The 25,923-nt window shown below is 71.0% G+C and carries 24 protein-coding genes and 1 tRNA gene; 11 read left to right on the forward strand and 14 right to left on the reverse strand.

Annotated elements, in window-relative coordinates; all coding sequences use genetic code 11:
- The 8 genes from ABZ154_RS13320 to ABZ154_RS13355 form a co-directional block, all read right to left on the reverse strand.
- Positions 1-392: adenylyl-sulfate kinase (locus tag ABZ154_RS13320; RefSeq protein WP_356832003.1), on the reverse strand; the 392-nt coding region annotated here is incomplete at its 3' end.
- A 48-nt stretch (positions 393-440) separates the two neighbouring features.
- Positions 441-1,793: an MFS transporter gene (locus ABZ154_RS13325; RefSeq protein WP_356832005.1), complete on the reverse strand. Its 1,353-nt coding sequence runs from the start codon at positions 1,791-1,793 to the stop codon at positions 441-443.
- Positions 1,794-1,803: 10 nt separating this feature from the next.
- Positions 1,804-2,598 carry a methyltransferase domain-containing protein gene (locus tag ABZ154_RS13330; protein WP_356832007.1) on the reverse strand — a complete coding sequence of 265 codons (795 nt, stop codon included), beginning with the start codon at positions 2,596-2,598 and terminating at the stop codon, positions 1,804-1,806.
- A gap of 93 nt (positions 2,599-2,691) precedes the next feature.
- Positions 2,692-3,840: a hypothetical protein gene (locus tag ABZ154_RS13335; protein ID WP_356832009.1), complete on the reverse strand. Its 1,149-nt coding sequence runs from the start codon at positions 3,838-3,840 to the stop codon at positions 2,692-2,694.
- 27 nt (positions 3,841-3,867) lie between these two features.
- Positions 3,868-4,599, reverse strand: coding sequence for an SDR family oxidoreductase (locus ABZ154_RS13340; RefSeq protein ID WP_356832011.1), 732 nt, complete (start codon positions 4,597-4,599; stop codon positions 3,868-3,870).
- Positions 4,596-5,348 carry a hypothetical protein gene (locus ABZ154_RS13345; protein WP_356832013.1) on the reverse strand — a complete coding sequence of 251 codons (753 nt, stop codon included), beginning with the start codon at positions 5,346-5,348 and terminating at the stop codon, positions 4,596-4,598. The genes ABZ154_RS13340 and ABZ154_RS13345 overlap by 4 nt, the downstream gene beginning before the upstream one ends.
- A gap of 49 nt (positions 5,349-5,397) precedes the next feature.
- Positions 5,398-6,624 carry a transaldolase family protein gene (locus ABZ154_RS13350; protein WP_356832015.1) on the reverse strand — a complete coding sequence of 409 codons (1,227 nt, stop codon included), beginning with the start codon at positions 6,622-6,624 and terminating at the stop codon, positions 5,398-5,400.
- Positions 6,625-6,666: 42 nt separating this feature from the next.
- On the reverse strand, positions 6,667-7,347 hold the full coding sequence (locus ABZ154_RS13355; protein WP_356832017.1) for an HAD family hydrolase: 681 nt from the start codon (positions 7,345-7,347) through the stop codon (positions 6,667-6,669).
- Between the two features lie 443 nt (positions 7,348-7,790).
- Here ABZ154_RS13355 and ABZ154_RS13360 point away from each other — a divergent pair, with 443 nt between their 5' ends.
- Genes ABZ154_RS13360 through ABZ154_RS13370 form a run of 3 tightly spaced genes read left to right on the forward strand, consistent with a single transcriptional unit; the run spans position 7,791 to position 11,102 of the window.
- Entirely contained in the window at positions 7,791-8,498 is a 708-nt protein-coding gene (locus tag ABZ154_RS13360) for an AfsR/SARP family transcriptional regulator (protein ID WP_356832019.1), read from the forward strand.
- A gap of 38 nt (positions 8,499-8,536) precedes the next feature.
- On the forward strand, positions 8,537-9,913 hold the full coding sequence (locus ABZ154_RS13365; RefSeq protein ID WP_356832021.1) for an MFS transporter: 1,377 nt from the start codon (positions 8,537-8,539) through the stop codon (positions 9,911-9,913).
- Between the two features lie 58 nt (positions 9,914-9,971).
- Positions 9,972-11,102, forward strand: a complete 1,131-nt coding sequence (locus ABZ154_RS13370) for a transaldolase family protein (protein ID WP_356832023.1) — start codon at positions 9,972-9,974, stop codon at positions 11,100-11,102.
- 48 nt (positions 11,103-11,150) lie between these two features.
- Here ABZ154_RS13370 and pabB read toward each other — a convergent pair whose 3' ends face one another.
- Together pabB and ABZ154_RS13380 are read right to left on the reverse strand one after the other, a co-directional pair.
- Positions 11,151-13,319 carry an aminodeoxychorismate synthase component I gene (gene pabB, locus ABZ154_RS13375; protein ID WP_356832025.1) on the reverse strand — a complete coding sequence of 723 codons (2,169 nt, stop codon included), beginning with the start codon at positions 13,317-13,319 and terminating at the stop codon, positions 11,151-11,153.
- Between the two features lie 49 nt (positions 13,320-13,368).
- Positions 13,369-14,076 carry a class I SAM-dependent methyltransferase gene (locus tag ABZ154_RS13380; RefSeq protein ID WP_356832027.1) on the reverse strand — a complete coding sequence of 236 codons (708 nt, stop codon included), beginning with the start codon at positions 14,074-14,076 and terminating at the stop codon, positions 13,369-13,371.
- A 247-nt stretch (positions 14,077-14,323) separates the two neighbouring features.
- Between ABZ154_RS13380 and ABZ154_RS13385 the strand changes: the two genes are divergently transcribed.
- Positions 14,324-16,309 (forward strand): helix-turn-helix domain-containing protein, encoded by a 1,986-nt coding sequence (locus ABZ154_RS13385; protein ID WP_356832029.1) that lies wholly within the window; start codon positions 14,324-14,326, stop codon positions 16,307-16,309.
- Here ABZ154_RS13385 and ABZ154_RS13390 read toward each other — a convergent pair.
- The 3 genes from ABZ154_RS13390 to ABZ154_RS13400 form a co-directional block, all read right to left on the reverse strand.
- Positions 16,249-17,442 (reverse strand): transposase, encoded by a 1,194-nt coding sequence (locus ABZ154_RS13390; RefSeq protein ID WP_356832031.1) that lies wholly within the window; start codon positions 17,440-17,442, stop codon positions 16,249-16,251. The genes ABZ154_RS13385 and ABZ154_RS13390 overlap by 61 nt on opposite strands.
- A gap of 198 nt (positions 17,443-17,640) precedes the next feature.
- Positions 17,641-18,474, reverse strand: a complete 834-nt coding sequence (locus ABZ154_RS13395; RefSeq protein ID WP_356832033.1) for an alpha/beta fold hydrolase — start codon at positions 18,472-18,474, stop codon at positions 17,641-17,643.
- 147 nt (positions 18,475-18,621) lie between these two features.
- Positions 18,622-19,212 carry a CGNR zinc finger domain-containing protein gene (locus tag ABZ154_RS13400; protein WP_356832035.1) on the reverse strand — a complete coding sequence of 197 codons (591 nt, stop codon included), beginning with the start codon at positions 19,210-19,212 and terminating at the stop codon, positions 18,622-18,624.
- A gap of 154 nt (positions 19,213-19,366) precedes the next feature.
- Here ABZ154_RS13400 and ABZ154_RS13405 point away from each other — a divergent pair, with 154 nt between their 5' ends.
- Positions 19,367-19,489 carry a hypothetical protein gene (locus tag ABZ154_RS13405; RefSeq protein WP_356832037.1) on the forward strand — a complete coding sequence of 41 codons (123 nt, stop codon included), beginning with the start codon at positions 19,367-19,369 and terminating at the stop codon, positions 19,487-19,489.
- Positions 19,490-19,507: 18 nt separating this feature from the next.
- Entirely contained in the window at positions 19,508-19,987 is a 480-nt protein-coding gene (locus ABZ154_RS13410; RefSeq protein WP_356832039.1) for a hypothetical protein, read from the forward strand.
- Positions 19,988-20,200: 213 nt separating this feature from the next.
- Here ABZ154_RS13410 and ABZ154_RS13415 read toward each other — a convergent pair.
- Positions 20,201-20,272, reverse strand: a tRNA-Arg gene (locus ABZ154_RS13415).
- 173 nt (positions 20,273-20,445) lie between these two features.
- Here ABZ154_RS13415 and ABZ154_RS13420 point away from each other — a divergent pair.
- The 5 genes from ABZ154_RS13420 (at position 20,446) to thrC (ending at position 25,906) form a co-directional block, all read left to right on the forward strand.
- Positions 20,446-20,859, forward strand: a complete 414-nt coding sequence (locus tag ABZ154_RS13420) for a response regulator (protein WP_356832041.1) — start codon at positions 20,446-20,448, stop codon at positions 20,857-20,859.
- Between the two features lie 55 nt (positions 20,860-20,914).
- Complete coding sequence (gene nrtL, locus ABZ154_RS13425) at positions 20,915-22,009, forward strand: ArgS-related anticodon-binding protein NrtL (RefSeq protein ID WP_356832043.1); 1,095 nt, start codon at positions 20,915-20,917, stop codon at positions 22,007-22,009.
- A gap of 29 nt (positions 22,010-22,038) precedes the next feature.
- A complete protein-coding gene (gene lysA, locus ABZ154_RS13430) occupies positions 22,039-23,430 on the forward strand; it encodes a diaminopimelate decarboxylase (protein ID WP_356832045.1) in 1,392 nt (463 codons plus the stop codon).
- Between the two features lie 96 nt (positions 23,431-23,526).
- Positions 23,527-24,828: a homoserine dehydrogenase gene (locus tag ABZ154_RS13435; protein WP_199863223.1), complete on the forward strand. Its 1,302-nt coding sequence runs from the start codon at positions 23,527-23,529 to the stop codon at positions 24,826-24,828.
- A gap of 7 nt (positions 24,829-24,835) precedes the next feature.
- Positions 24,836-25,906, forward strand: a complete 1,071-nt coding sequence (gene thrC / locus ABZ154_RS13440) for a threonine synthase (RefSeq protein WP_356832047.1) — start codon at positions 24,836-24,838, stop codon at positions 25,904-25,906.
- Positions 25,907-25,923: the final 17 nt, after the last annotated feature.

Raw genomic sequence — 25,923 nt, forward strand, 5'->3', positions numbered from 1 at the left:
TTCACATCCCGTACGGAACACACCTCGACGGGCGTCGCGACGTGCACCTCCAGGTAGGGGGTAGCGCTGTTCGCGTGCCGCTTGCGGACCGCCTCACGGCTGTCGGCGAACGGGGCGATCACCGGCACGAGGGCCGTCACGCCGTTGCGTGCCAGGACCTCCGCCACCAGACCGATGCGCTGGACGTTGGTGTGCCGGTCCTCGCGGGAGAAGCCGAGCCCCGCGGAGAGGAACTCCCGGATCTCGTCGCCGTCGAGCACCTCCACCCGGCGGCCATCGGCCCGCAGCCTGGTGGCCAGGGCGTAGGCGAGCGTGGTCTTGCCGGCACTGGGCAGTCCGGTCAGCCACACCGTGGCCCCAGGACGGCAGGTGCATATACCTTGCTGTTTCATGGGGTCCTTTCCCAAAGGTGCCGTCCGTCGCGGCGGACGGGCGTGCGGTCAGCCGACGGAGGGAGCGGTCTGCTTCCCTGCGCCCGGAGCGGCCGGCTTCTTGCCGATGGCGCTCTCCGCCGATCCCTCACGAGGTAGTTGGAGAGTGAGAAGAGCGAGAACCACCGCGGTCACGGCGATCACGACGTAGTACCACATGAAATCCCCGGTCACGTTCTTGAGGAATCCCGCCGTGTAGTTCCCGGCAATTCCACCGATTCCCTGCGTCACGTTCGTGACACCGAATATGACGGTCGCGGCAGCGCCCGACGCCGACTTGGAGACATAGGCCGGGACCAACCCGTAGATCGGGTAGAAGGCCAGCGCGAAAAGCACCCCGGAGACCATCGGTAGGAATCCGACGGGGGCGACCACGAGTATCAGGGCCGAAAGGAAGAAGAGCGTGTAGCACATCACCAGGGAGGCGCGTACGCCGATCCGGTCGGATAGCCAGCCCACCGCGAATCCGGCGAACATCCCGATGACCCCGATGGCGCCCCACACCTGTGCCGCGAAGCCGATGTCGAATCCCAGGCCCTCACGCAGATAGGGAGACAGGTAGTTCTGGAAGGGCATACAGGCGAAGCCGTTCAGGAACTTCATCGTCCACACGATGACGACCCACCGGACCAGCACCATGCGCCAGCCCGCCCGGGCACTGCTGTCTCCGGGGGCCCCCTTCCCCGCCACGGCCTGCTCCGCGCCCTCGGGCGAGCTCTCCTCCTCATGCCGGAAGAGCCCCAGCCGGTGGAAGGTGAAGGCGGCCACCGCGGTCACCATGAGAGTGCCGAAGCCGACCGAATACCACAGGCCGCGCCAGTTGTCGTCCCGGACGAAGCCGGGCACCAGCATGCTGTTGACGAACACCCCGTAGCTGGTTCCGCTGGAGACCAGCCCCAGGACCTTGCCGCGGTGCCGGTAGTCGATGACCCGGCCGACGATCTCCACCAGAGGCACATAGACCGAGGCGGCGGTGCCACCCATGATCGTCAGCAGTGCGCCGATCACGATGATGCTGTCGCTCAGCGGAAGCAGCACCAGACACAGGCCGCACAGGGCGACCGAGCCGATGACCACCTGGCCGCCCCCGACCTTGGTCGACAGCCAGGTGCCGACCAGGGCGAACACCAGGAAACCGAACTGGCCGGCTGCGGTGATCGTCCCGACCGCGGTGTAGCCGAATCCGAGATCTCTGCGCATGTCGGTGACGATCTGCGCGAAGAGATAGAAACCGAAACCGTAGGTCGCGGCGACGAAACTGGTCAGCAGCACGGTCGTAGCGAATGCCGCGAACACCTTCGAGCGGTCGGCGTCCGTCTTCTGTGTCCTCACCACCGGTGCGGGCCTTTCTGACTTCTTCATGGGGCGCTGATCACTGCTTCCGGGCGACGTGGATGACGAAGTCCACCGCGGCGGCGTCGTAATTCTCCTGAAAGTCGCCGAAGTTCTGGACCGTGTCGAAGCCGGTGTCGATCAGCAGCGACGACAGCTCGTCCGAGAGAATGGGGTAGACCTCCAGATGGTGTGTGCCGCCATCGCTGAAGTCGTACTGGAAACGGCACAGCCGGTCGTCGATGTGGGCGACGGTCACGGTCGCTCCGGTGCCGCAGTAGTAGTAGTTCCCGGAACTGCGGTAGCGGTGCTGACGGATCGCGTCGAAGTTCCTGTGGTCGACGATGAGCATGCCACCGGGGTTCAGCGCCTCGTAGAACTCGGTGAGCACCGCCCGCCGGTCGGTCTCCTGGAAGAGGTGCGGCAGCGAACTGCCCAGGCACACGACCGCGTCGTACCGCCCGTCGATGTGCTCGCCCAGGCTCCGCCAGTCGGCCTGGACGGCCGGGAAGACCAGGCCCCGCCGCTCCGCGTTGCGCCGGGTCCGCGCGATCATCTCCGCACTGCCGTCCGCCGCGGTGACGTCGAAGCCCGCCTCGGCCAGGGTCACCGCGTGGTACCCCGTCCCCGCCGCCACGTCGAGCACCCGGCGTGCCTCCGCCCCGCGCAGCAGCTCCACGAAGAAGTCCTGCTCGCCGGCGCGGCGTCGGTCCCAGTCGATCAGCTGGTCCCAGCGGTCCACCAGTGGGCTGACGTACTGTCCCTCGAAGTCCTCGGCGGCCTTGGCCCGCGCAGCGGTAAGGGCGTCTGATGTCCGGGTCGCGGGTGTGGTCACGATGGTCCTCCGGCTCTCGGCGGTGCTACGGCGTCCATGCGGTCAGCTGGACGTGGGGGCCGACCGGGGACCGCACCCCGGCCGGCAGCGGCGTCAGCTGAACTTGGCGGCGAACGCCCGGTACTTGGCGCCCAGTTCGTCGGCCCAGCCCTGGGCGTCGCCGAGCTTCATGCTCGGGCAGTCGTAGCCCAGGAGCCGCTTCATCACGGACATCTCCCGGCCGGTGAAGTGCACCGTCCCGTCACTGTCGATCCGGTCGATGCCGTCGGCGCGCTGACAGTCCTCGTTGATGCGGACCGCCTCGTCGCGGCTCAGTCCCTCCGGGAGGTCGAGCGTGCCTCCGCCCCGGTGGACCCGGACCGGATAGCCGCCCGGGAGACCGCCGGGGGCGGGCGCATGGGCCGCCACGCCACTGTCGGTGGCCAGGCCCCGCAGCACCCGTACGGCCGACGACGCGGTGAGCAGCTGGCCGTCCACTCCGCCCAGCCGCTTGAGCCGGCGGCCGAGCTGGGCGAAGAGCGCGCCGTGGTCCACCTCCGCCGGTCCCGGCCGGTCCGACGCCGTCACCGCGAGGTGGTAGGCGCCCTGCCCGGCGTCGCCGAAGCGCGGCACGTAGTGGCTGAAGTAGTGCTGGGCCGTCAGCCGGACCTGGACCTGCGAAGGGTGCAGGCCGAGCAGGTGCGCGGACCCCCAGGTGAGCGCCGGAACGATGTTGGCCACGTTGCCGACACCGATGGCCGGTGCCAGGCCGACCTTGTCGAGCACCGGCCCGACCGCGTCGGGGAAGGCGGCGTTCACCACCGGGGCCTGGACGCCCGACTCCCGGACCGCTCGCATCAGCAGGTGGTTGAGCGTCAGGTGCATGGGGAGCCACGGACCGAACTGCGCCTCGTCCAGCTCCTCGAAGACGTCCCTGGGCAGGGCGGTGATGACCCGCCAGGACTGGAGGGAGGCGCCCATGAAGATGATGTCGGGACGGACCCGGGCCAGAGTCTCGGCGGTGGCGTCGACATCGCGCAGGTCGATGTGGACGGTGTCGGCCGTGCCGTGCTCACCGAGGTTGGTGGCGGTGAACAGGGCCAGATTGGCGCGCTTGCGCATCAGGTCGGTGTCGCGTCCGGCGAGGACGACGCGGTTGGTCGCCGGGTCGCCGAGCAGCATGGAGAGGACCCGGGCGCTCAGATCACCCATGCCCACCACCATGATCAACGGCTTGGCGGGACCGCTTGTCGAGGAGTTCACGAGATTCCCTTCACGGTGTTCTGGCACTCAGCGCGGGTAGGAGCCGTTGTCGGCGCGCAGGAGGGCGCCGGTGAGGGTCCGGGACTCGTCGCTGAGCAGGTAGGCGCAGACGTCGGCGACGTACTCGGGCAGGATGTCGCCGTCGAGCTGCTCCTGGCGTTTGTACTCGGCGTAGCGGTAGGCCGGTATGCGGTCTGCGATGGCGGTGTTGACGATGAGGCCGGGCGAGACCACGTTGACCCGGATGTAGGGGGCGAAGTTCATGGCGTTGGACTTCGTGAGGCCGATGACCCCGGCCTTCACCGTGCCGTAGAGCGCGTCGGAACTGCCGACCTCGCCTGCCACGGACGCGAGGTTGACGATGGCACCCCGCCGCTCGGCGGGCAGCAGGTGCTCGGCGAAGCGCCGGGACAGCCATACCGGTCCCTTGATGTTCACCGCGATGACGCGCTCGATCGTCTCGTCGTCGTACGCGCCGACCGGCTGCCCGAGATAGAGGCCGGCGTTGTTGACCAGCCCGCTCACCTCGGGGTGGGCGGCCAGGACCCGGTCCATGAAGGCGTCGCAGTCGGCGTGTGAGGCCACGTCCGTGACATGGGTCTCCAGCGGCCGCCCGCCATGCTCCTCGGCGAGCGTCTTCAGGCCGGCTTCGTCGATGTCACACGTGATGACGGTCTTGCCGGCGTCCAGCAGTCTGCCCACCAGAGCCCGGCCGACGCCGCTCGCCCCGCCGGTGACGATGACCGTGTGCATACTCATACGCTTGCCTCCTCGGCCGGCCGCAGCCGGTGCTGGTCCAGGTGGTCGTAGAAGGGGCGGCAGTGCCGCTCGAACTGCCGTAGCTCGGGTCGCGTCTCGTAGGTGAAGCGGTAGGAGCCCGGCGGCCTGGTGAAACCGCTGCTGGCGGCGACGTCGGTGTGCCAGCCGCTCCAGGTGGCCCACTGCGGCTGCTCGCCCGCCGACCACCGCAGGGCGTCGGGGAGGAAGGGGATGCCGACCGCCTCGCAGTAGGCGGCCAGGGTGGCCCGTGGGCGCGCCGTGAGATCCGCGGCGTTCACGACCACCGGCGTGGCGCCCGTCAGCTCCGTGACGAAGTCGAAGGCGCGGGCCAGCTCTTCGTAGCCGAGCACCTCGCGCGTGAGCTCGGGGTGGACGGTGGCGTGCGAGAGGACGGCTTCCTCGGGGTCCCGGATCAGGAAGGTGTTCACCTGTCCGAGCAAGTACTCGGGGTCCTTGAGCAGGTGGTCGAGACAGTGGTACGGGAAGTCCTTGTGGAAGACCGGGCGTTCGCGCCGTGCGTCCTCCATCATCCGCTTGACCTCCGGGTAGGTCAGGGGATGATCCGGGTCCTGGTTCTTGTGGGGGATCGCCGCCCGTTCCTCGTGCATGAAGTAGACGTAGGCGAAGGCCTCGTGGAACACCGTGAAGTCACCCCGTTCGATGAACGAGCGCTCCAGGGCGGTCGACATCGACCGGGGGTGGCTCCACAGTGCGACGGACCGGTGCATCCGGTACCTCCTCGAAAGACGAAACGGGGCCGGCCGTGGGCGGACCGGATCAGATCAGCAGCAGCGGCCGGGCGGAGAGTGCCGCCGACTGGAACTGATGGGCGACGAAGTCGATCAACTTCCGGGTGTTGCCCATGACTTCCGAGTACGTGGAGATGAACGAGCCGTAATGGCAGAACTCCTCGGGCCGCATACCGTCCGGGTCGTAGGCGCGTTGGAACGATGGCAGCCAGCCCAGCTTCTCCAGCACGTCCGCCGGCACCTCCTCCTCGATGGCCCGGGCGTCGAAGGCGGGCAGCTCGCTCTCGCGGAGCATCACGTCGGCGATGAACCGGGGCTTGCAGGTGTAGGCGACGGCGCCGCCGGCGCTCTGCTCCAGGTGCATACTCAGCGTCGCGGATCCCAGCGCCGGATCGTCCACCTCCAGGCTGGAGAGCAGCGGCTTGACGGGGTGGCCGTTGTCCCGGATGAGTGTGTGGATGCGCTTGAGGATGGCGACCTCGGCCCAGCGCAGGTCGGTCTGCGAGAGTTCGATCTCACGGATGGCGGCTTCGTGGCGCAGATCGGTGTTGGCGCCGAACCGGCCGATCATGTGCGTGAAGACGGCCCGCCACCGTCCGGTGTCGACCCCGTCGGCCTTCGCCTTCAGCAGCCCCGCCTCCACCGCCTCGGCACAGGCCACGAACTGCGGGACGGTGTACGAAAGGGTCGAGTTGACCGAGATCCCGCGGGCCACCAGGTGCCGGATGGCCTCGTAACCCTGCTGGGTGCCGGGCACCTTCACCATCAGGTTCGGCGCTATCCGGGCGATGCTCAGGGCCTGTTCGAGCATCAGGTCGGTGTCGAACATGCGGCGTGGGTCGAGCTGCCCCGACACCCAGCCGTAACGGCCCCCGCTCGCCTCCCACATGGGCAGCATCTCGCGTGCGGCACGGCGCAGCGCCTCCTCGTACAGGAGCGAGAACGTGCTCGCCACATCGGGGGCTGCCTGGCTGCGGATGAGCTGCCGGATGTCGGTGCGCCAGTTCTCCGGCGAGGCCAGGACGCTCTGGGCCACCAGGGAGGGGTTGGTCGTCACACCGCGGGCCAGGGAGAGTTCCGGGGTGGCCGGACAGAGGAAGCGTTGGAGCTGCTCACGCCACCGTTCCCTGGTGGACGCGTCGGGGGCCGTGGCCAGGTGGCGATCGCACCAACCGGGGAAGTCGAGCGGGGAGGAGTCCCACCAGATCTCCGCCGCGTCGCTGGTCCGCTGTAGTTCTTCGAGAACACTCGGCATGTGAATCATCCCTTTGTCTCGGTTCTCCGGGAGGGGCGGGTGTCACCGGGCCGCAGGCGCGGCCGGGCCCTGTGCGGTCCACCGGTCCAGCAGCCCGGGGAGTTCCGTCATCGAGCCGAATACCGTCGCCCCCTCCGCTCGCAGCTCACCGGCCGTTCCGCTCTCCGGCGGTGCGTAGCCGAACACGGCCATGCCGGCGGCGCGGCCCGCGCGGACGCCGACGAGGCTGTCCTCGACGACCGCGCAGCGGTCGGCCGGTACACCGAGGTCCGCCGCTGCGTGGAGGAACAGCCCGGGGTCCGGTTTCCACGAGCCGACCTCGTAGGCGCTGTAGATGCGGTCCTGGAAGGAGGGCAGGAGGCCGGTCAGTCCCAGGGTGTTGAGGATCTTCTCGCGCGGCGCACTGGACGCCGTGCAGAACGGGAGCCGGAGGCCGTCGACCACGTGGCGCACGTGGGGGACCGCTCGCAGCTCGGTGGCGAACAGCTCCGCCGACCTCGTGCGGAACCGTGGGACGAACCCGGCCGGCAGCGCCCGGCCCAGCTGCGCCTCCAACTGCCCGACCCACTCGGCGACCTTGCGGCCGCGGATGAAGGCGAGAGCCTGTTCCGGGGAGAAGGAGAGCCCTTCCAGGCCGGCCATCTCCCGCATGACCTGCGAGCTCAGCGTCTCGCTGTCGACCAGAACACCGTCGCAGTCGAAGATGACCAGAGGCTTCGTCATGGGGGAGCCCTTCCAGGGTGGCGAGCCGTCTTGTGCCACGCGCTCCGGGTGATGCGGGCGGCGGGACTCCATGAGCAAAGCAAAGCGTTCTTACGATTCGCTCACCGCTCGATACCTGGACGGCCGGAAGTGGCGTCAAAGGGGCGAAAGCGGGCGCATTTGACGGAGTCGGCTCTCCTTCCTGGACCCACCGGCCCGGGCTGGCTAGCTTCGTCACCGGGTGCACGGCGGTGAAATGGGTACCCCGTTCACCCGTTTCCCCCCAGCCGCCGATCACATCTGTCGTCGGATCTCTTCGGCCAGGAGCCGGTGCGAGAGGGAGTGCGATGAAGTTCGGAGTTCTCGGTCCGTTATCACTGACGGAGGGCGGGCATTCCCTGCTGCCGTCCGCTCCAAAGACGCGCCAGCTACTGGCCCTGTTCCTCACGAGAGCGAATCACCTGGTGACATTGGACGCGTGCGTCCAGGAACTCTGGGGCGGGGCGGCGCCGCGCAGTGCCGTACAGAGCGTGCACACACGCGTCTTCCAGATGCGCCAGGCCCTGGCCGCGGGCACACCCGGGGGGACGGCGGACGAGAGCAAGCGCATCCTGCGTACGCACCACCACGGTTATCTGCTCCAGGTCGACCAAGGCGCCCTCGACCTGCACGGTCTCGACCGGTATCTGGCCGATTTCCGGCAGGCACAGGGGCGCCGGGACGATGTCGGCATCTCCTCGGCACTCCGCTCGGCCCTCGGCCTCTGGCGCGGCCAGACCCTGCTCGACGTGCAGCACGGCCCCTGCCTCCAGTCCTACGTCACCGGCATGGAGGCGCTCCGCATGACCGTGCTGGAACAGTGCATCGACGCCGAACTCCGCCTCGGAATGCACCATCAGCTCCTTTTCGAGCTCGGCGCCCTGGTGGCCCGTAATCCGGTGCACGAAAATTTGCACGCCCAGTACATGGTCGCCCTCTACCGGTCAGGGCGTACCGCCGATTCGCTGGAGGCCTATCACCTCCTCCACCGGAAACTGAACGAGGAACTCGGAATCGATCCGTCCCCCAGGATCAGGCAGGTGCAGACGGCAGTTCTGACCGAAAGCGCGGAACTCGACGTCGTTCCGTCGGAAAGGACCGATCTGTCACCGGCCCTCGTGGCCGGACGCTAGCGATATCCGGCGCCACCGGCGGGGAGGGGAGGACGTTCGTGTCCGCCGTGCATGTGCACAGGGGAAGCGGTCCGGCCGACCGGGACCGCCGTCGCGTCCGCCGCTTCGAGAACCGCATCACGGTGTGCGCCGGCGGCGGCGAGGTATGCGACGGATGGGTGCTGGGAGTGGTCGGCGCCGCGGTGCCGTTGGCCCGCGACGATCTCGCACTCACCCCGGTGTGGACGGGGCTGATCGGTTCCGCCTCGCTCATCGGTCTGTTCTTCGGAGGGCTGGTCTTCGGCTGGCTCACCGACCGGATCGGCCGCCAGAAGATGTACCTCATCGATCTGTTGGTCTTCCTCGTCGGCTCCCTGGCTCAGCTGGTCGTGCAGGACGCCGCCCAACTCCTGGCCATCCGACTGGTCATGGGTGCCGCGGTGGGTGCGGACTACGCCATCGCCGGAGCGCTGGTCGCCGAGTTCGCCCCGCCCCACCGCAGAGGCCGGCTCCTGGCCTCGCTGATCGTCTTCTGGTACGTCGGCTACACCCTGGCCACGGCGCTGGGCATCGCGGTGACGCAGCTGACCGACGACGTCTCCGTGTGGCGCTGGATCCTCGCGAGCAGCGCGATCCCCTCCCTCGTCGTCCTGCTGGCCCGGCTGGGCACGCCTGAATCGCCGACCTGGCTGGCGAGCAAGGGCCGGACGGCCGAGGCCGAAGCGATCAGCAGGCGCTGGCTGGGCAGGGAGCTCGACCCGCCGGACAAGGACGGCGCACCGGTCCGGACGGGGCACAGCGCGCTGTTCTCACCGCCCTACGTCCGCCGGACCCTGTTCACCAGCCTGTTCTGGCTCTGCCAGGTGACCCCCTTCTTCGCGATCTCCACCTTCGCGCCACAGGTGCTGCGGCTCCTCGGAGCCCCGTCCGACGGGACCGGGGAACTGCTGCTCAACGGGTTCCTGCTGGTGGGCTGCCTGAGCGGCATGGCGGTCATCAACCGGGTGAGCCGCCGGGCCCTGCTGATCCGGCCGTTCGCCGTCACGGCCGCCGCCCTGCTCGCTCTGGGGCTGTGGCCGCACGCCCCGCAGGCGGTGATCGCCCTCTGCTTCGGTGTCTTCGCCCTCTTCCACGCCGCGTCCAGCGTGCTCCAGGCGGTCTATCCGAGCGAGGTGTTCCCCACGGAGATCCGGGCCACCGGCATCGGGTTCGCCGCCGCGGTCAGCCGGATCGGCGCCGCCGTCGGCACGTTCCTCGTCCCGCTGGGGCTGGAGGCGTGGGGCGTCGGCCCGGTCATGCTCCTGGGCTGTGCGCTCTCCCTCGCGGGCGTGCTGGTCTCGGTCGCCTGGGCTCCCGAGACCCGTGGCCTGGCGCTGGAGCGGGTGAGCCGCCCGGACACACCGCCCCGGCGCCGCCGGGCCGCCGGTGATCCGTGAACCGCGTTGCGGCCGGCACCGGCCCGCCCGACCTGACCGAAGGAGCGGTGAGCATTCCATGGGGGAAGACGACGCCCCGCGCGGGAGCAGCGCCTTGACGCAACTGACCCATGAGGGCGTGTCCGTCTGGCTGGACCGGGCGGGCCACCGGCCGCTCGTGGACGGGACGCTCACGCGGTGGGCGGCGCACGCCCCCCTTGGTGGTGTCGTGCTGTCCCTGGGCGCGCTGGCCGACGAGGTCCGGGCCGGGTGCGCCGGCCTCGCTGAGGGGACGGGCCCGGCCGGTCCCGGGCACCCCGCACCGGACGATGCCGTACAGGCCATGCATCACGCGGACGCCCGCCGGGCCTGCGACGCGCTGCGGCCGCGCTTCGCCGAGACCCGGGGGGCTGAGGGCTGGGTCACCGTGGAACTGGACCCGCGGTTCGCCGACGACGCCCGCGCCACGGTCGTCCGGGCGCGCGCCGCGGCGCGTGCGGTGAACCGGCCCAGCCTGCTGGTTGCGGTGTCCGCCACCACCGCGGGACTGACCGCGATCAGCGACTGCGTGGCGGAGGGCATCGGAGTGAACGCCTGTCACATCACCTCGCCGGCACGCTACGCGGAGGTGGCCGAGGCCTGCTTCGAGGGCCTGGAGCGGGCGGTCGCCGCCGGTCGCTCCGTCGCCGGGCACATCGCGGTGGCCACGTTCGAGGCGGCCCGGATGGAGGCAGCGGTGGACCGGCGCCTGGACCCCGGGGGCGGGGGCGGTACTCCGCTCGCCGGACGTACGGCGCAGACCCTCGCCCGGGCCGCCTACCAGTTGTACGAAGGACAGCTGGGTTCCGCCCGCTGGCGGCGGCTGCGGGCGGCCGGGGCACGTCCGCAGCGACTCGTCTGGGCGGCCGGTGACGCGCCCGGGAGCGCCCTTGCCGTCCGGCAGGTGGAGGATCTCGTGGCGTGGAGCACGGTCCACGCGCTGCCCCGGCCGACCCTGGACGCGCTGACCCGGACGGGACGGCTGCGCGGTGACACGCTGTCGGGGGAGTCCGGGGCGGCGGAGTCGGTGCTGTCGGGCCTGCGGCAGGCCGGCGTCGACGTCGGGAGTACGGGGACGGAGCTGGCCCGTACACTGCGCCGACGCGGTCTGGACGACCGCCGGGAGGTCGTCGGCGCGGTGCGCGAGGCGTGGGGCTGCACCCGGCGGTGAACGTCCCGTCCGTCACCGCCGGGTCGGCGCCCTGCCCACCCGTCGGGTTCAGCGCCCGAAGGCGTCCGCCCGGACCGCGGAGACGGACTCGTGGTGCGGTAGCGCGCTCGCGACCATCGCGAACAGCGGTTTCGCCTTGAGCACCGTCTCCTCGAACTCGGCCTCCGGGTCCGACAGTGCGGTGACGGCCCCGCCGACCCCGTACCGGACGCGCCCCGGAGTGATCACCGCCGTACGGATGACGATGCTCAGGTCGGCGGCCCCGTTGAGGGAGAAGTACCCGACGGCCCCCGAGTAGACGCCCCGGGGGCCGTCCTCCAGCCGCTGGATGATCCGCATCGTCCGCTCCTTGGGGGCCCCGGTCATCGAGCCGCCCGGGAAGGCCGAACGCACGCAGCCGATGGCGCCCGCGTCATCGCGCAGCCTCGCGGTGACGGTGCTGACCAACTGGTGGAGGGTCGCGTACGTCTCCACGCGGAGAATGTCCCGCGCCACCACCGAGCCGGTCTCCGCGCACCGCCCCAGGTCGTTGCGGACCAGGTCGACGATCATGAGGTTCTCGGCTCGCTCCTTCTCGTCCGTGCCCAGCTCCCGCGCCAGCGCCGCGTCCCGGGCGGGCGTCGCACCACGGGGCCGGGTCCCCTTGATCGGCCGTGACTCGGCCACCCCGTCCGCGCCGACCCGCAGGAAGCGCTCCGGCGAACTGCTCAGCACCGAGAGCCCGTCGAACCGCAGCAGTGCGGCGAACGGGGCGGGGGAGGAGCGCCGCAGCCGCCGGTAGCTCTGCCACGGGTCGAGGTCCACCCGGGCCTCGGCCATGTTGGTCAGGCAGATCTCGTACGACTCTCCCTCCCGTATCCGGTCCTGGCAGGAGGCTACGAGATCCAGGTACGCGGAGCGGCTGTGCCGCAGCTCCACCCGCTCGACCGCGGGCGGAGGGCCCGGCGGGGGCTCCGGCTCCCCGTCGTCGGCCAGGGCTTCCAGCCGCGCCGCGGTCCGCCGCAGCCAGGAGCGAGCGGCCTCCTCCCCCGTGCCGGGCTCCGCCGGATCCCGCGCGGCGTCGGCGCTCAGGGCGAGGAGGTGGGTCGTGCCCCGGTCGTGGTCGAAGACCACCGCCCGGTCGGCGAAGACCATCGCGGCGTCCGGCTCTTCGGAGCGGTGCGCCGCGCCGCCACCGGGAGGCGGCTTCAACTCGTAGCCCAGGTAGCCGACCCAGCCGAGCGCGAAGTCACCGGGCAGCTCCGGTACGTCGGTCACCGTGCCCCGCAGGTCCGCGTCCAGCCAGTCCAGGAAGTCCCCGGTGACGATCTCCGTACCGGCCCGGGAGGCGACCTGTACGGTGCCGCTCGACACGTCCGCCGTGGCGACCCGGGCCAGCGGCCCGGACGCGTCCCCCATGACGGAGAAGCGGCCGAGCGGGCCACCGGGGCTGCTGCTGTCCAGCCAGAAGGCGAACGGCTCGGAGGCGTGGAGGCGGCCGAAGACCGCCTCGGCGTCCCAGCGCGTGCGCAGCCTCTGGGTGTGGACCCGCAGCCGGAGTGGGGCCGAAGGCCGTCGCGGTCGCGGTGCGCCACCGGACCCGACGGACCGGCCGACCGTTGCGCGGGGAGCGCCGGCTCGCGCCCGGGGTGCCCGCCACGAGTTCTCCTCCGGCAGCTCGATGAAATTGCGCAGGATCCGCATTCCATGTTCCGTCCCGATGGATTCCGGATGGAATTGCACACCGTGCAGCGGGCGGTGCCGGTGCCGTAATCCCATCACCACGCCGTCGTCGGTGCGTGCCGTCACCTCCAGCTCGTCGGGGACGTCCGTGACGGCGAGGGAGTGGTAGCGAACGGCTTCGAAACGTGCGGGGATTCCCGCGAAAACTCCGGTACCCGTGTGCACGATGGACGAGACACGGCCATGCCACGGTTCCGGCGCCGGAACGACCAGCCCTCCGCTTGCCAGCGCAATGCCCTGATGGCCGAGGCAGACGCCGAGAAGAGGAACAGCGCTTGCACGGATGATGTCCGCGGAGATTCCGAAATCACCCTGGCGTGAAGGATGCTCAGGGCCGGGCGATATGACAACCCGGTCGAAATGGCGCAGGTGTCCGGTTTTCCATCCGGCCTCATCGTTATGGACGACGGTCGGCTCGTGTCCGGATATCTGCGCCAGATAGTCGAAAAGGTTATAGGTGAACGAATCGTGATTGTCGACCAGCAGCGTACGCATCGGTGAGCTCGGTCCTCTTTCGGCTGTGCCGGGCGGGCGCGTGCGACGGTCAGCCGCGCAGCGGGCGGACCTCCAGCAGGTGGTGCTCGATCCGGTCCTCTCCCTCCAGGACCGTCCGGCTCCTCAGGACGCGTAGTCCGCGCCCGCACTCCTCGGCGATCTGTGACAGCCGGGCCAGGTCCCCCCGCTCGCAGAAGTGCAGCAGGACGGCCCCGCCTTCCGTGAGGTGGTGCGGCGCCTCGGTCAGATACCGGCGGTGCGCGCCGTACGCGGGGTCCACGTAGGAGCGTTCGTGCACCGACCGGTAGACGAAGTCCTCGGGGGCGAGCACGTAGTTGGAGCTCCAGAAGATCCGGTCGAACCGGGCCCCGTCGTCGAGTGCGTCGAACAGGTCGCTGTGGACCGTGGTGAGCCGGTCCCCCACGCCGTGCCGGTCGGCGTTCAGCCGGGTGTTCCGTACGGCGTTCTCGTTGATGTCCGACGCCGTGGTCCGGCATCCGGCGAGAGCGGCCGACACGGCGATCACCCCGGTGCCGCAGCCGATCTCCAGCAGTGACGAGGGTGGCTGTGCGCCGGACCCGTCGAGTCCGAGGAATTCGAGGGCGATTTCCGTCGACGGTGAGTGGACGGGAGCGAAGACATCGTCCAGCAGATCCCACTCCCGCCCTCCCAGGGAAAAGGTGCGAGGTCGATCGGGATCGGTCCGCGAACGCCTGCTGCGTTCCAGGGACCTCAGATGGCTTCGCACGTCGGACATGGTTCCTCCGGAACTCGGTGGGGCACTGATTCTCCTGCCTGCCACTGTTCTCGGCCGCGGAGGCGGCCGGGAAGGTGTTCCGATGACCGTGTGGGACATGTGCATGGTGGTGCGATCACCTTCCATCCCTGTGGTGCCCGTCACATCCGGTGTTGTGGGGGAATGAGGGGGGAGGTTGCGCGGCGTAGTGCGTGTCCGAGAGATGTGAGTCGATTCGCGTTTGTTCCTACGGGAAGGCAAAGAACTGATGGATTCAGCCGAACGGTCGGGTATGGGCGAAATGATCGACATTCTCGAATTACTCGCCGCCGAGGCTCCGTCCGCGGATATCGCAGATCTCCTCCGACGAGTCCGGGCCCGCGGCGCGGGCCCCGGGACACTCGCGCAGTGGGAGCGGGCGGAGCGCCTCGCCCATCGCGTGCACACGCTGTTCTCGCGACGTCAGCAGCGCGAGGCGGAGCTCTCCGCCCTGCTGGACACGGCTCGTGACCTGACACTCCCCTACGACCTGGACACGCTGCTGGAGACCATCACCCGACGCACCCGGACGCTGCTCGGCCTCGACATGTCCTACATCAGTTTCCGCGACGCCGAGGCGGGAGGGAGCTTCGTGCGCACGGCGGACGGCCACGCCTCCGCGCTGACCGTCGGCTTCCGGGTGCCGGGTGCCTACGGCCTCGGGGACGAGGCGACGGCCCGGTCCGTGCCGATCTGGACTCCCGACTACCTGTCGGACGAGCGGTTACGCCACACCGACGTGCTGGACGAGGTGGTGCGGGCGGAGGGGCTGCGAGCGATCATCGCGGCACCGTTCAAGTTCGGCGACGACGAGTTCGGCGTACTGTACGCCGCCGACCGCAACATACGTCACTTCACCATCGGCGAGGTCTCCCTGATGAGCTCGCTGGGAGACCTCGCCGCCGTGGCCATCGAGAAGGCCCGTGCCCTCGAACGAAGCCGCGCCGACGTCGCCACCCTGAGGGCGGGGACCTCCACCATGAAGTCCCAGCTGGTCAGGGCTCGCGAACTGGCCGGCCTGCACACCGGGCTCGTCGATCGGGCGCTCGCCGGGCGGAGCCTGAAGGAACTCGTCGCCGAGCTGGCCGTGGCGCTGCGCGGTGCGGTACAGGTGAAGGACGCCGAGCACCGCACGCTCGGGGCTGCCGGAGCCGTGCCCGCCGTCGACGCCGCCGAGGCGTTGGAGGCGTCCCGGACCGCCTCCGCCCGGCGTCTCCCGGTCGTGCTGTCCACCGGCACCTGGGTGATGCCGATCTTGGCCGGGAACGAGGAGCTCGGCGTTCTCCTGCACCACCCGTACGCGCCGGAGTGCGAAGCCGAGGAACAGCTCCTGCGCCTGGCCGCCCAGTCCGTCGCCGTACTGCTCCGGCTGCAGAGCGGCGAGGCGGCCGCCGCGAGCCCGTTCCGTGACGAGCTCTTCGACGATCTGCTCTCCTCGCACCGCCCGGCCCGTCAGATACTCCAGCAGGCCGGCCGGCTGAACGTCGACCTCGAACGGCCGCACGTGGTCGTCGTCATCCGTCCGGAAGGCGGCGAACAGGGCAGAGTGGCCGGCTGGGCCGCCGCGTACACCCGGCGGATGGACGGACTGCGAAGCATCCAGAAGGGCTGCGTCGCCCTGCTGCTGCCCGCCGTCGACGCCAGCGCGTCGGCCGCCGCCGTCTCCGCCGAACTCGGCCCGCTGCTCGGCCATCCGGTGACCGTCGGCGCGGCCGGGCCGGTGTCCGGCCCCGACCTGATCCAGCGGACGCATCAGGAGGCGCGGCGCTGTCTGGACGCGCTGATCTCGCTCGGCAGCGCCGGGGCCCACGCCTCCCCGGAGGACCTGGGGTTCCTCGGGGTGCTGCTTTCCGACAACCGTGACGCCGCGCACTTCATCGCCGTCACGATCGGTCCGGTCCTCGACTACGACGCACAGCGGACGACCGAACTCACCCGGACACTCGACGCGTACTTCACCGCGGGCGGAAGCCCGACCCACGCCGCCGAAGCGCTGCACGTCCACCCCAACACCGTCTCGCGCCGACTGGAACGGATCACCGAACTGCTGGGCGCCGACTGGCTGAAGCCGGAACAGGCCCTGGAGGTCCAGGTGGCCCTGCGGCTGCACCGGACCCACGAACTGCTGAGGCGCAAGCGCGACCTCGGTCCGGATCAGGCCGAGAGACCGGAGCCCTTCCCCTGGCCCGGTGAGGACAGCGCCGACATGGCGTAGGCGCCGGACGCCAGCGTCATGTGCCGGTGCCAGCCGTGGAGGGAGCGCCCCTCGTAGTCGCCGAGCCCCACCGCCGCGCCCCGGGTGCGCCAGCCGTCACCGACCGCATGCAGCAGCTGTGCCGAAGACATCAGGGAGTCCGTCGACGACTCGTCCATGTTCGTCAGCCACAACTCACCCGGCTCCCGGCGAGGTTCGTGCCAGACGCCCAGCAGCGTCAGCCGGCCGCGCTCCTGGCGGGAGCGGTCCTCGGTGCCGGCCAGCCGCACCGTCGCCGTCGCCGTCGCCACCGGCCGTCGCCCGGACGGTTCGGGCCGCGCTCCGCGGCGCACCCGGAGCGTGGTACCCAGCGCATCGCGGGCCGCGACCACCTGCCCGCCGGGGGCGGCCCGGTGGCCGCCCGTCAGCGGCGTCCACCTGCTGATGCGCGCGGCGGCCGGGGCCCGCCCCGCGAACAGCGCCGCCAACCACCGCGGTTCGTTCCCGCCCCGCGCGTCCATCAGTATCGGACGTCCGGCGCTTCCCCACCGGCGGACATCGTCGAGGAGCTCGCGCAGGCAGTCTCCGGCGACCGGCTCCCCCTCCTCCGCCGTGCTCCGGTCACCGGTGTCGCGGCCGGTCGGCAGCCGGTCGCCGGACAGTTCCAGACGCCAGCTGACCGGGGCGACCATCCGCTCCGAGGCGTACCACACGCCGAGCGCGCGCTGGCCGTTCACCACGTACTTCCCGTCGGGCGAGAGGTGCCGGGAGACCCCCACGGTGTGCTCACCCGCCTTGGGGATGGAGACCGGCAGCGCCACCCAGGCGGACGGAGGCCCATCCTCCTCCAGGAACGCGGCCAGGGACCGCCGGACCGCCCCGACCGCCCAGTGCGACCTGCTGACGAAGTGCCTCAGCCGCTGTTCGTCGCCGGGGACACCGACCGTCGTCGCGATGTTGGCTATCGACTTGCGCCCCTGGGCGCGCAGGAGCCCGTCCATGTACTGACGTGCCCGGATGCGCTGCTCGTACCGCTGGAAACCTGAGAGCAGAGCCGTACACAGCTCGGTGACCCGTTCCTCGGGGTCAGGGGGCGGGGGCGAGGGGAGACCGAAGACGCGGGCGCGCCCGACGGGAGCCGTGTCGCCGGCCATGACAGCACCTCCTGGTGTGGGGGCGTTCGCCGCCCGCACACCAGAGTCGCTGCCCGGTGCGGCGCGCAGCAGGTGTGCCGGGCACACCGCGCCGCTGCCCGGTGGTGGCCGCACCACCGTCGCCCGCCGCCCAGGGGGCAGGGGTGGCACGGTGGAGCGGGCCAGGGGTGGTGCTCCGGCCACCATCCGGTGCCGGTGTCAGGGGAGATCGCGGAGGAAGGCCAGGAGCGAGGCGGTCAGCGCGGCCGGGGCGTCCAGCGGTACGAGGTGTCCGGCGTCCGGGATCACGGTGAGCGCGGCGCCAGGGATGACGGAGGCCAGCTCGTGCGCCCTGGCCACCGGGATCCACGCGTCCTCCGCGCCCCAGCACACGGTGACCGGCAGCTCGATCTCGGGGTACAGCTCCTGGATCTCGTCGGTGTAGCGCTGATCGGCCTGGGCGATCTGCCGGTAGAAGGCGGCCTGGCCCTGCTCGTCGGACCAGGGGGCGGTCAGCCGGTCGGCAACGTCGGAGCGCAGCCCGGGAAAGCTGGCCGAACGGACGTACTCGCGTACGAGCGCGCGGTGCAGCGCGGCGGGAAGCTGTTCGAAGACCTCGCTGTTACCCCCCACCAGCCGGAAGAACGGCGAGCCCCAGGGGGCCAGGGCGACGGGGTCGACCAGGGCCAGGCCGCGGTAGGCGGCCTTGTGCAGCAGGTGGGCCCGCAGGGCGACGGCGCCGCCGAAGTCATGCGCGACCACGGCCGGGTCGGTGAGTTCCCAGCGGTCCAGCAACTGGGCGAAGACCTGGCCCTGCGCGTCCAGGGAGACGTCCTGTCCCGGGTACTTCTCCGAGGCGCCGTAACCCGGCATGTCCCAGACGAACACCTGGTAGCGCTGCGCCAGGGCCTGGGCCACCTCGCGCCAGACGAAGGAGGAGAACGGCGTTCCGTGCAACAGGACGACGGGTTCTCCGTCGTCCGGTCCCCGCCGGTCCCAGCGGACTGTGCCGGATGTGGTGGGGAAGCTTTCTCGCAACTGCCAGTCGGTCACTTCTGTCGTCCTTCTCGTGTGCGGGTCGCCCCGGCGAGTGCCTCCCCGGTGCTGTCCCGGACGACGGCCGCTCGCGCCCTGCTTCAACGAGGGCGTGGCCGCGCAGGGTTCGGCCGCACCCGGGCCCGGTGTCGTCCGGATGCCGCTTCAGCCTGCCGGCGGACGCTCTCCGGCCTGTCGGCGGGCGCGGTGGCTGGCCACGTTGAGGCGGTTGCCGCACAGGCCCGGCATGCAGTAGCGGCGACGGCCCGCCTTGCTGGTGTCCACGAAGAGGCCGTGGCAGACCGGCGAGGAGCAGGGCCGGAAGCGGTCGTGACCCAAGGTGTGCAGGACACCGAGCAGCCCGGTCCCGATGAGGACGGCGAGTTCCTCCGCGTCGGAGCAGCCCGGCGGGGTGACGAGGTGCCACTGCCACCTGCCCGCGTCGTCCCTGAGCAGGGCCGCCCGGGTGGCCACCCGGGCGACGAGCCCGTTCGCGCCGTCGGCGACGTCGTTCTCGTCCTCGGCCTCCAGCAGTGCGCGCGTCTCCTGGCGGAGGGCAAGCACCCGCGCGAGATCGTCCTCGGACGGCAGTCGGGCCGCGGGCCCGGTACGCAGCCCGTGCTCCACGAGGAAGTCGGCGAGGGCGGCGGGGTCCGTCAGGATCTCTCCGGCGGCGGTGCGGACGAGGGCGGATGTGTTGACGAGGCCGGTGGCCGCACCGGCCCCCCAGGCGTAATCGGAAAAAGGTACCTTCAAGCCTTACCCCTGCTAACGTAAGAAGAGAAAAGCGACTATACCCCTTAGCTTGCCGGGGGGCGGTCCCGTGCGTGTGCGGGTGGTCGCGCAGGCGGCTTCGCGCGCGTGAGGGCCGCAACCGCCCGTACCGCCCGTGCAGGAAGGAAGCCCGCTCATGCGTGCACTACTCCGCCACCTGCTCCGGGCCGTCCAGGATCTGGCGTACGGCATCAACGCCGGCAACGCGATCCGGCTCGGCCTGGCGCCTCCCGTCCGCCGGTCCGCCCGCACCCGCTGAGAACTCACAAGGAGATCCATGAACACCGGAGCGTTCCTCGCCTATCTCGACGGGCGCCAGGTGCGTTGGCGGCTCACTCTCGACGAGTGCCTCAAGGCGGCGGGCCCGGACCCGCGCCGACGACTGCTGGCGGTCTTCGACGCGCTCAGCTCGTCGGCCCCGGACGGATTGCGCTGCGGCGCCTTCGTCAACGCCCAGTTCGAACTGGGCGAGTCGCAGGGGCTGTGCCGCACGATGATCGCCCAGCACAAGCGGGCACTGCGCGCCCGCGTGCTCGAACTCGCCCGGGCGACCGGCGCGGTCGACCCGGAGCTCCTGGTCGATCAGCTGCTCCTGGTCTACGAGGGTGCGGTCGCCAACCACTCCCTGGGCAACGTCGCCGCCCCCGCGGACACGGCCCACCGCACCGCCCGCCAGCTGATCGCCGCCGCCAGCCCCCGGCCCCTGGACTCCTTCTGGGCCGAGGGGGCGGGGAGCGCCGAGGAGCAGGGCGCCTGAGGGCCCCGGCCCCACCATCACGGATTCCGGCTGACCCCGGGCCCGCGTGCGGCAGAACGACGGGTCGGCGAGGTCGGGCGGGGGGCGTCCACGACGATCATCGCTCCACGCGGCCCGCGCCCGCCCGTCGGGCGGGCGGGCGTCCACTGCCCGGGACGTACGAAAGCGGGCCTGAGCAGCGCTTGCGCTGCTCAGGCCCGCTTTTCCGGAAAGTGCCCCCGGCAGGATTCGAACCTGCGCACCCGGCTCCGGAGGCCGATGCTCTATCCCCTGAGCTACGGGGGCGTATCGCGGTGGTGCTCTGCGACGGGTGAAACACTACCAGCTCCCGGCTGGTCTCCGTGAACAGGTATTCCGTCGCGTCAGCCCGTCCCCCGTCCGGGGCGGAAGTGGTGAAACGCCGGACGCGGTCACCGGGGCCGACCTACTCTCGAAGGGTGTCAGGGGCGTACGGCCGCGTGCTTGTTGTCGACGACAACAAGGTCATCCGGCAGCTGATCAGGGTCAATCTCGAGCTGGAGGGCTTCGAGGTCGTGACCGCGGCCGATGGTGTCGAGTGCCTGGACCTGGTCCACCGGATCCGTCCCGATGTGATCACCCTCGACGTCGTGATGCCCCGCCTCGGAGGCCTGGAGACCGCGTCCGGACTGCGCTCCGACCCCCGCACCCGCCATGTGCCCATCGCCGTCATCAGCGGCTGCACGCCCTACGAGGTGGACGCGGGCGTGTCGGCCGGGGTCGACGCGTTCCTGGCGAAGCCGTTCGAGCCGAGCGAGCTGGTGCGGATGGTGCACCGGCTGGCGGCGGGGGAGGCGAGGCCGTCGGTCGACGGATGGAGCGGCGCCGGGCGGGCGGGGAGCGCCACCGGTTGACCGGATGGCGAAACCGGGTCGCGGAGTGCCCCTCCTCCTCCCATACGCTTGACCCGTGACCCCCGCCGATCTCTCCCGGACCGTGCTGCGCGCCGTGCGCCGCGCGGTCGACGAGAATGCGCTGCGCGCGCCCGTGCCCGCGCGCGTGCGGGTGGAGAGGACCCGGCCCGGGGGCAGCGGCGACTACGCCTGCGCGGTGGCGCTCCAGCTTGCCGGGCCTGCCCGGCTGCCGGCCCTGGAGGTCGCGCGGATCCTGCACGAGCGGGTCGCCGCCGAACCCGGGATCGGGCGGGTCGAGATCACCGGGCCCGGTTTTCTGAGCTTCACCCTGGGCGCCCCCGCCGACAGCGACCGGGCCGTTCTCCACGCCGTACGGGAACAGGGGAGCGTGTACGGACACGGGGGCGCGTTTGGGGGCGAGGAGATCCGGTTCCTTCACGCGCCCGAGGTACGCGCGGCCGTCACCGCCGATGCCGTACGCCGGCTGCTGACGGCCCAGGGCGCCCGGGTCCGGATCAGCTGCGAGGGGGCGGGTGAGGCGGACAGGACGGAGTGGAGCCGCCTCGGCGTCACCGCCGACGCGCACGGCACGTCCCCGGCCGCGCGCAACCCCCCAGCCCCGTCCACCCCCATACGCCCGGTGCCCGCCGGCGCCACCGCCGGGGAGCTGCTGGAGCGGCTCGGCGTGGACGCCACCCGCTGGGGGCTGCTGCGGCCCGCCGTGCACGACCGCGCCCGGCTCGGCGACGGACTGCTCGTCCAGGGGGAGGCCAACCCGCTCTTCCAGGTCCGGTACGCCCACGCCAGGGCCCGCGCGCTCACCCGGGGCGCCGCCGCCCTGGGGTTCACCTCCGCTCCTGACGCGGCTCCGCACGGAAGTGCCGCCCGCCCCCTCCTCGATCTCCTCGCCGACCACCCCGGCGTCCTCCTCGCCGCAGCCCGTCACCGCGCGCCCGACCGGGTCGCCCGGCATCTGGAAGCCGTCGCCCACGCGTTCTTCGACTTCCACGACTGCTGCTCTCCGCTGCCTTCGGGTGACGAGAAACCCTCGGCCGCCCACCGCTCCCGGCTCGCCCTCGCCGAAGCCGCCGGGACGGTGCTGGCAGGCGGCCTGTCCCTGCTCGGTATCAGCGCGCCCGCGCATCTCTGACGAATCCGAAGAATCCGAGAGACCTCACCATGAGCCGCTCCGCACACCCCGCCGGTCCCCGTCACGCCGACGTCCTGACCGAGGGGCACTACTCCGCCCCCGCCGCCGACCTCAACGTCCTGGACGAGAAGGTCTGGGCCCGTACCGTCACCCGCGACGCGGACGGTGCCCTCACCGTCGGCGGGATGGGTGTCGCCCGGCTCGCCGAGGAGTTCGGGACCCCCGCCTACTTCCTCGACGAGAGCGACTTCCGCGCCCGCTGCCGGGCCTGGGCGGACGCCTTCGGGCCGGACGCCGACGTCTTCTACGCCGGGAAGGCCTTCCTCTCCCGCGCCGTCGTGCGCTGGCTCCAGGAGGAGGGGCTGCATCTCGACGTCTGCTCCGGCGGGGAGTTGACCACGGCCCTCGACGCGGGCATGCCCGCCGAGCGCATCGCCTTCCACGGCAACAACAAGACCGTCGCCGAGATCGAGCGGGCCGTCCAGGCCGGCGTCGGGCGGATCGTGCTCGACTCCTTCCAGGAGATCGTCCGCGTCGCCCACATCGCCCGGAGCCACGGCGTCCGCCAGCGCGTCCAGATCCGGGTCACCGTCGGCGTCGAGGCGCACACCCACGAGTTCATCGCCACCGCGCACGAGGACCAGAAGTTCGGCATCGCGCTGGCCGACGGGCAGGCCGCCGAGGCGGTGCGCCGCGCGCTCGGGCTCGACAGCCTCGAACTCATCGGGATCCACTCGCACATCGGCTCGCAGATCTTCGACATGGCCGGCTTCGAGGTCTCCGCCCGGCGCGTGGTGCAGCTGCTCGCCGAGGTCCGTGACGAGCACGGCGTCGAGCTGCCCGAGATCGACCTCGGCGGCGGCCTCGGCATCGCGTACACCTCGGAGGACGACCCCCGCGAGCCGCACGAGATCGCCAAGGCGCTCAGCGACATCGTCACCCGCGAGTGCGAGTCCGCAGGGCTGCGCACCCCCCGCATCTCCGTCGAGCCGGGGCGCGCCATCGTCGGACCCACCGCGTTCACGCTGTACGAGGTCGGCACCATCAAGCCCCTCGAAGGGCTGCGGACGTATGTCAGCGTCGACGGCGGGATGTCGGACAATATCCGTACCGCGCTGTACGACGCCGAGTACAGCGTGGCGCTCGTCTCGCGCACCTCGGAGGCCGAGCCGATGCTGGTCCGGGTCGTCGGCAAGCACTGCGAGAGCGGGGACATCGTGGTCAAGGACGCGTTCCTCCCCGCCGACCTGGCGCCCGGCGACCTGATCGCCGTCCCCGCCACCGGCGCGTACTGCCGCTCGATGGCGAGCAACTACAACCACGCCCTGCGCCCTCCGGTCGTCGCCGTCCGGGACGGCGAGGCACGCGTCATCGTCCGGCGCGAGACGGAGGAAGATCTCCTGCGTCTCGATGTCGGCTGATGAAATAGTCATCTCAGGATCCGGACGGGGGTCAGAAACGCCCGTCCGGTGAGTGAGACTGGTCCACACATGAGCATGTATGAGAAACGAGGTCGGATGATGCGTACGCGTCCGCTGAAGGTGGCGCTGCTGGGCTGCGGAGTGGTCGGCTCAGAGGTGGCGCGCATCATGACGACGCACGCCGACGACCTCGCGGCGCGCATCGGGGCGCCCGTGGAGCTCGTCGGCGTCGCCGTCCGCCGCCCCTCGAAGGTGCGTGAGGGCATCGACCCCGCACTGATCACCACCGACGCGACCGCGCTCGTGCAGCGCGGCGACATCGATGTGGTCATCGAAGTCATCGGGGGCATCGAGCCGGCCCGCACGCTCATCACCACCGCCTTCGAGAACGGCGCCAGCGTCGTCTCCGCCAACAAGGCACTGCTCGCCGAGGACGGCGCGGCCCTGCACGCCGCCGCCGAGAAGTACGGCCGCGACCTGTATTACGAGGCCGCCGTCGCCGGGGCCATCCCGCTGGTCCGGCCGCTGCGCGAGTCGCTCGCCGGTGACAAGGTCAACCGGGTGCTCGGCATCGTCAACGGCACGACCAACTTCATCCTCGACAAGATGGACACCAGCGGCGCCGGTTACTCCGAGGCGCTCGACGAGGCCACCGCCCTCGGGTACGCCGAGGCCGACCCGACCGCCGACGTCGAGGGCTTCGACGCCGCCGCGAAGGCCGCGATCCTCGCCGGCATCGCCTTCCACACCCGCGTGAGGATCGGCGACGTCCACCGCGAGGGCATCACCGAGGTCACCGCCGCCGACATCGCCTCCGCCCGCCGCATGGGCTGCACGGTCAAGCTCCTCGCCATCTGCGAGCGCGCCGCCGACGGGGCCTCCGTCACCGCCCGCGTCCACCCCGCGATGATCCCGCTCAGTCACCCGCTGGCCTCCGTCCGTGAGGCGTACAACGCGGTGTTCATCGAGGCGGACGCCGCCGGCCAGCTCATGTTCTACGGCCCCGGCGCCGGCGGCTCCCCGACGGCCTCCGCGGTCCTCGGCGACCTGGTCGCGGTCTGCCGCAACAAACTGGGCGAGGCCACCGGACCCGGTGAGTCCGCCTACACGCGTCTGCCGGTCAGCCCCATGGGCGAGGTCGTCACGCGCTACCACATCAGCCTCGACGTGGCCGACAAGCCGGGCGTACTCGCCCAGGTGGCAACGGTCTTCGCCGAGCAGGGCGTATCGATCGACACCGTCCGCCAGCAAGGACGTCCAGACGGAGGCGGCGAGGCATCCCTCGTCGTCGTCACCCACCGCGCGCCCGACGCCGCCCTCTCCGGGACCGTCGAAGCGCTGCGCAAGCTCGACACCGTGCGCGGTGTCGCCAGCATCATGCGTGTTGAAGGGGAGTAAAGGACCCATGACCAGCAAGGGCACCCACCAGTGGCGCGGCATCATCGAGGAGTACCGGGACCGGCTTCCGGTCACGGCCACGACGCCGGTCGTCACGCTTCGTGAGGGCGGTACGCCGCTCGTTCCGGCGCAGGTCCTCTCCGAGCGCACGGGCTGCGAGGTGCACCTCAAGGTCGAGGGCGCCAACCCCACCGGTTCGTTCAAGGACCGGGGCATGACCATGGCCATCACCCGGGCCAAGGAGGAGGGGGCCAAGGCGGTCATCTGCGCCTCCACCGGCAACACCTCGGCCTCCGCCGCGGCGTACGCGGTGCGCGCGGGTATGGTCTGCGCCGTCCTCGTACCGCAGGGCAAGATCGCGCTCGGCAAGATGGGCCAGGCGCTCGTGCACGGCGCAAAGATCCTGCAGGTCGACGGCAACTTCGACGACTGCCTCACCCTGGCCCGCTCGCTCTCGGACAACTACCCGGTGGCGCTGGTCAATTCGGTCAACCCGGTCCGTATCGAGGGCCAGAAGACCGCCGCGTTCGAGATCGTCGACGCGCTCGGCGACGCCCCCGACATCCACGTCCTGCCGGTCGGCAACGCGGGCAACATCACCGCGTACTGGAAGGGGTACACCGAGTACGCCCGTGACGGCGTCTCCACGCACGCCCCGCGCATGTGGGGCTTCCAGGCCTCCGGCTCCGCGCCCATCGTGCGCGGCGAGGTCGTCAAGGACCCGTCCACCATCGCCACCGCTATCCGTATCGGCAACCCGGCCTCCTGGGACTACGCCCTGGCCGCCCGGGACGAATCGGGCGGTTTCATCGACGAGGTGACGGACCGGCAGATTCTGTCCGCCTACCGGCTGTTGGCCTCCCAGGAGGGCGTCTTCGTGGAGCCCGCGTCGGCCGCGTCCGTCGCCGGTCTGCTCAAGGCCGCCGAGGAGGGCAGGGTCGACCCCGGCCAGCGCATCGTCTGCACGGTCACCGGTAACGGCCTCAAGGACCCCGACTGGGCCGTCGCGGGCGCCCCGCAGCCGGTCACCGTACCGGTCGACGCGGCCACCGCGGCCCAGAAGCTCGGGCTCGTCTGACCCGGGGGGCCGACGCG

The organism is Streptomyces sp. NPDC006261 (genome assembly GCF_040613515.1).
GTDB lineage: Bacteria > Actinomycetota > Actinomycetes > Streptomycetales > Streptomycetaceae > Streptomyces.

What these genes read in the sequence shown, in the direction of transcription:
- ABZ154_RS13325 (WP_356832005.1), bottom strand. Translation starts at nt 1,793, where the DNA reads ATGAAGAAGTCAGAAAGGCCCGCACCGGTGGTGAGGACACAGAAGACG.
- ABZ154_RS13340 (WP_356832011.1), bottom strand. Translation starts at nt 4,599, where the DNA reads ATGAGTATGCACACGGTCATCGTCACCGGCGGGGCGAGCGGCGTCGGC.
- ABZ154_RS13345 (WP_356832013.1), bottom strand. Translation starts at nt 5,348, where the DNA reads ATGCACCGGTCCGTCGCACTGTGGAGCCACCCCCGGTCGATGTCGACC.
- ABZ154_RS13350 (WP_356832015.1), bottom strand. Translation starts at nt 6,624, where the DNA reads ATGCCGAGTGTTCTCGAAGAACTACAGCGGACCAGCGACGCGGCGGAG.
- ABZ154_RS13355 (WP_356832017.1), bottom strand. Translation starts at nt 7,347, where the DNA reads ATGACGAAGCCTCTGGTCATCTTCGACTGCGACGGTGTTCTGGTCGAC.
- ABZ154_RS13370 (WP_356832023.1), top strand. Translation starts at nt 9,972, where the DNA reads ATGGGGGAAGACGACGCCCCGCGCGGGAGCAGCGCCTTGACGCAACTG.
- pabB (WP_356832025.1), bottom strand. Translation starts at nt 13,319, where the DNA reads ATGCGTACGCTGCTGGTCGACAATCACGATTCGTTCACCTATAACCTT.
- ABZ154_RS13380 (WP_356832027.1), bottom strand. Translation starts at nt 14,076, where the DNA reads ATGTCCGACGTGCGAAGCCATCTGAGGTCCCTGGAACGCAGCAGGCGT.
- ABZ154_RS13385 (WP_356832029.1), top strand. Translation starts at nt 14,324, where the DNA reads ATGGATTCAGCCGAACGGTCGGGTATGGGCGAAATGATCGACATTCTC.
- ABZ154_RS13390 (WP_356832031.1), bottom strand. Translation starts at nt 17,442, where the DNA reads ATGGCCGGCGACACGGCTCCCGTCGGGCGCGCCCGCGTCTTCGGTCTC.
- ABZ154_RS13405 (WP_356832037.1), top strand. Translation starts at nt 19,367, where the DNA reads ATGCGTGCACTACTCCGCCACCTGCTCCGGGCCGTCCAGGATCTGGCG.
- ABZ154_RS13410 (WP_356832039.1), top strand. Translation starts at nt 19,508, where the DNA reads ATGAACACCGGAGCGTTCCTCGCCTATCTCGACGGGCGCCAGGTGCGT.
- lysA (WP_356832045.1), top strand. Translation starts at nt 22,039, where the DNA reads ATGAGCCGCTCCGCACACCCCGCCGGTCCCCGTCACGCCGACGTCCTG.
- ABZ154_RS13435 (WP_199863223.1), top strand. Translation starts at nt 23,527, where the DNA reads ATGATGCGTACGCGTCCGCTGAAGGTGGCGCTGCTGGGCTGCGGAGTG.
- thrC (WP_356832047.1), top strand. Translation starts at nt 24,836, where the DNA reads ATGACCAGCAAGGGCACCCACCAGTGGCGCGGCATCATCGAGGAGTAC.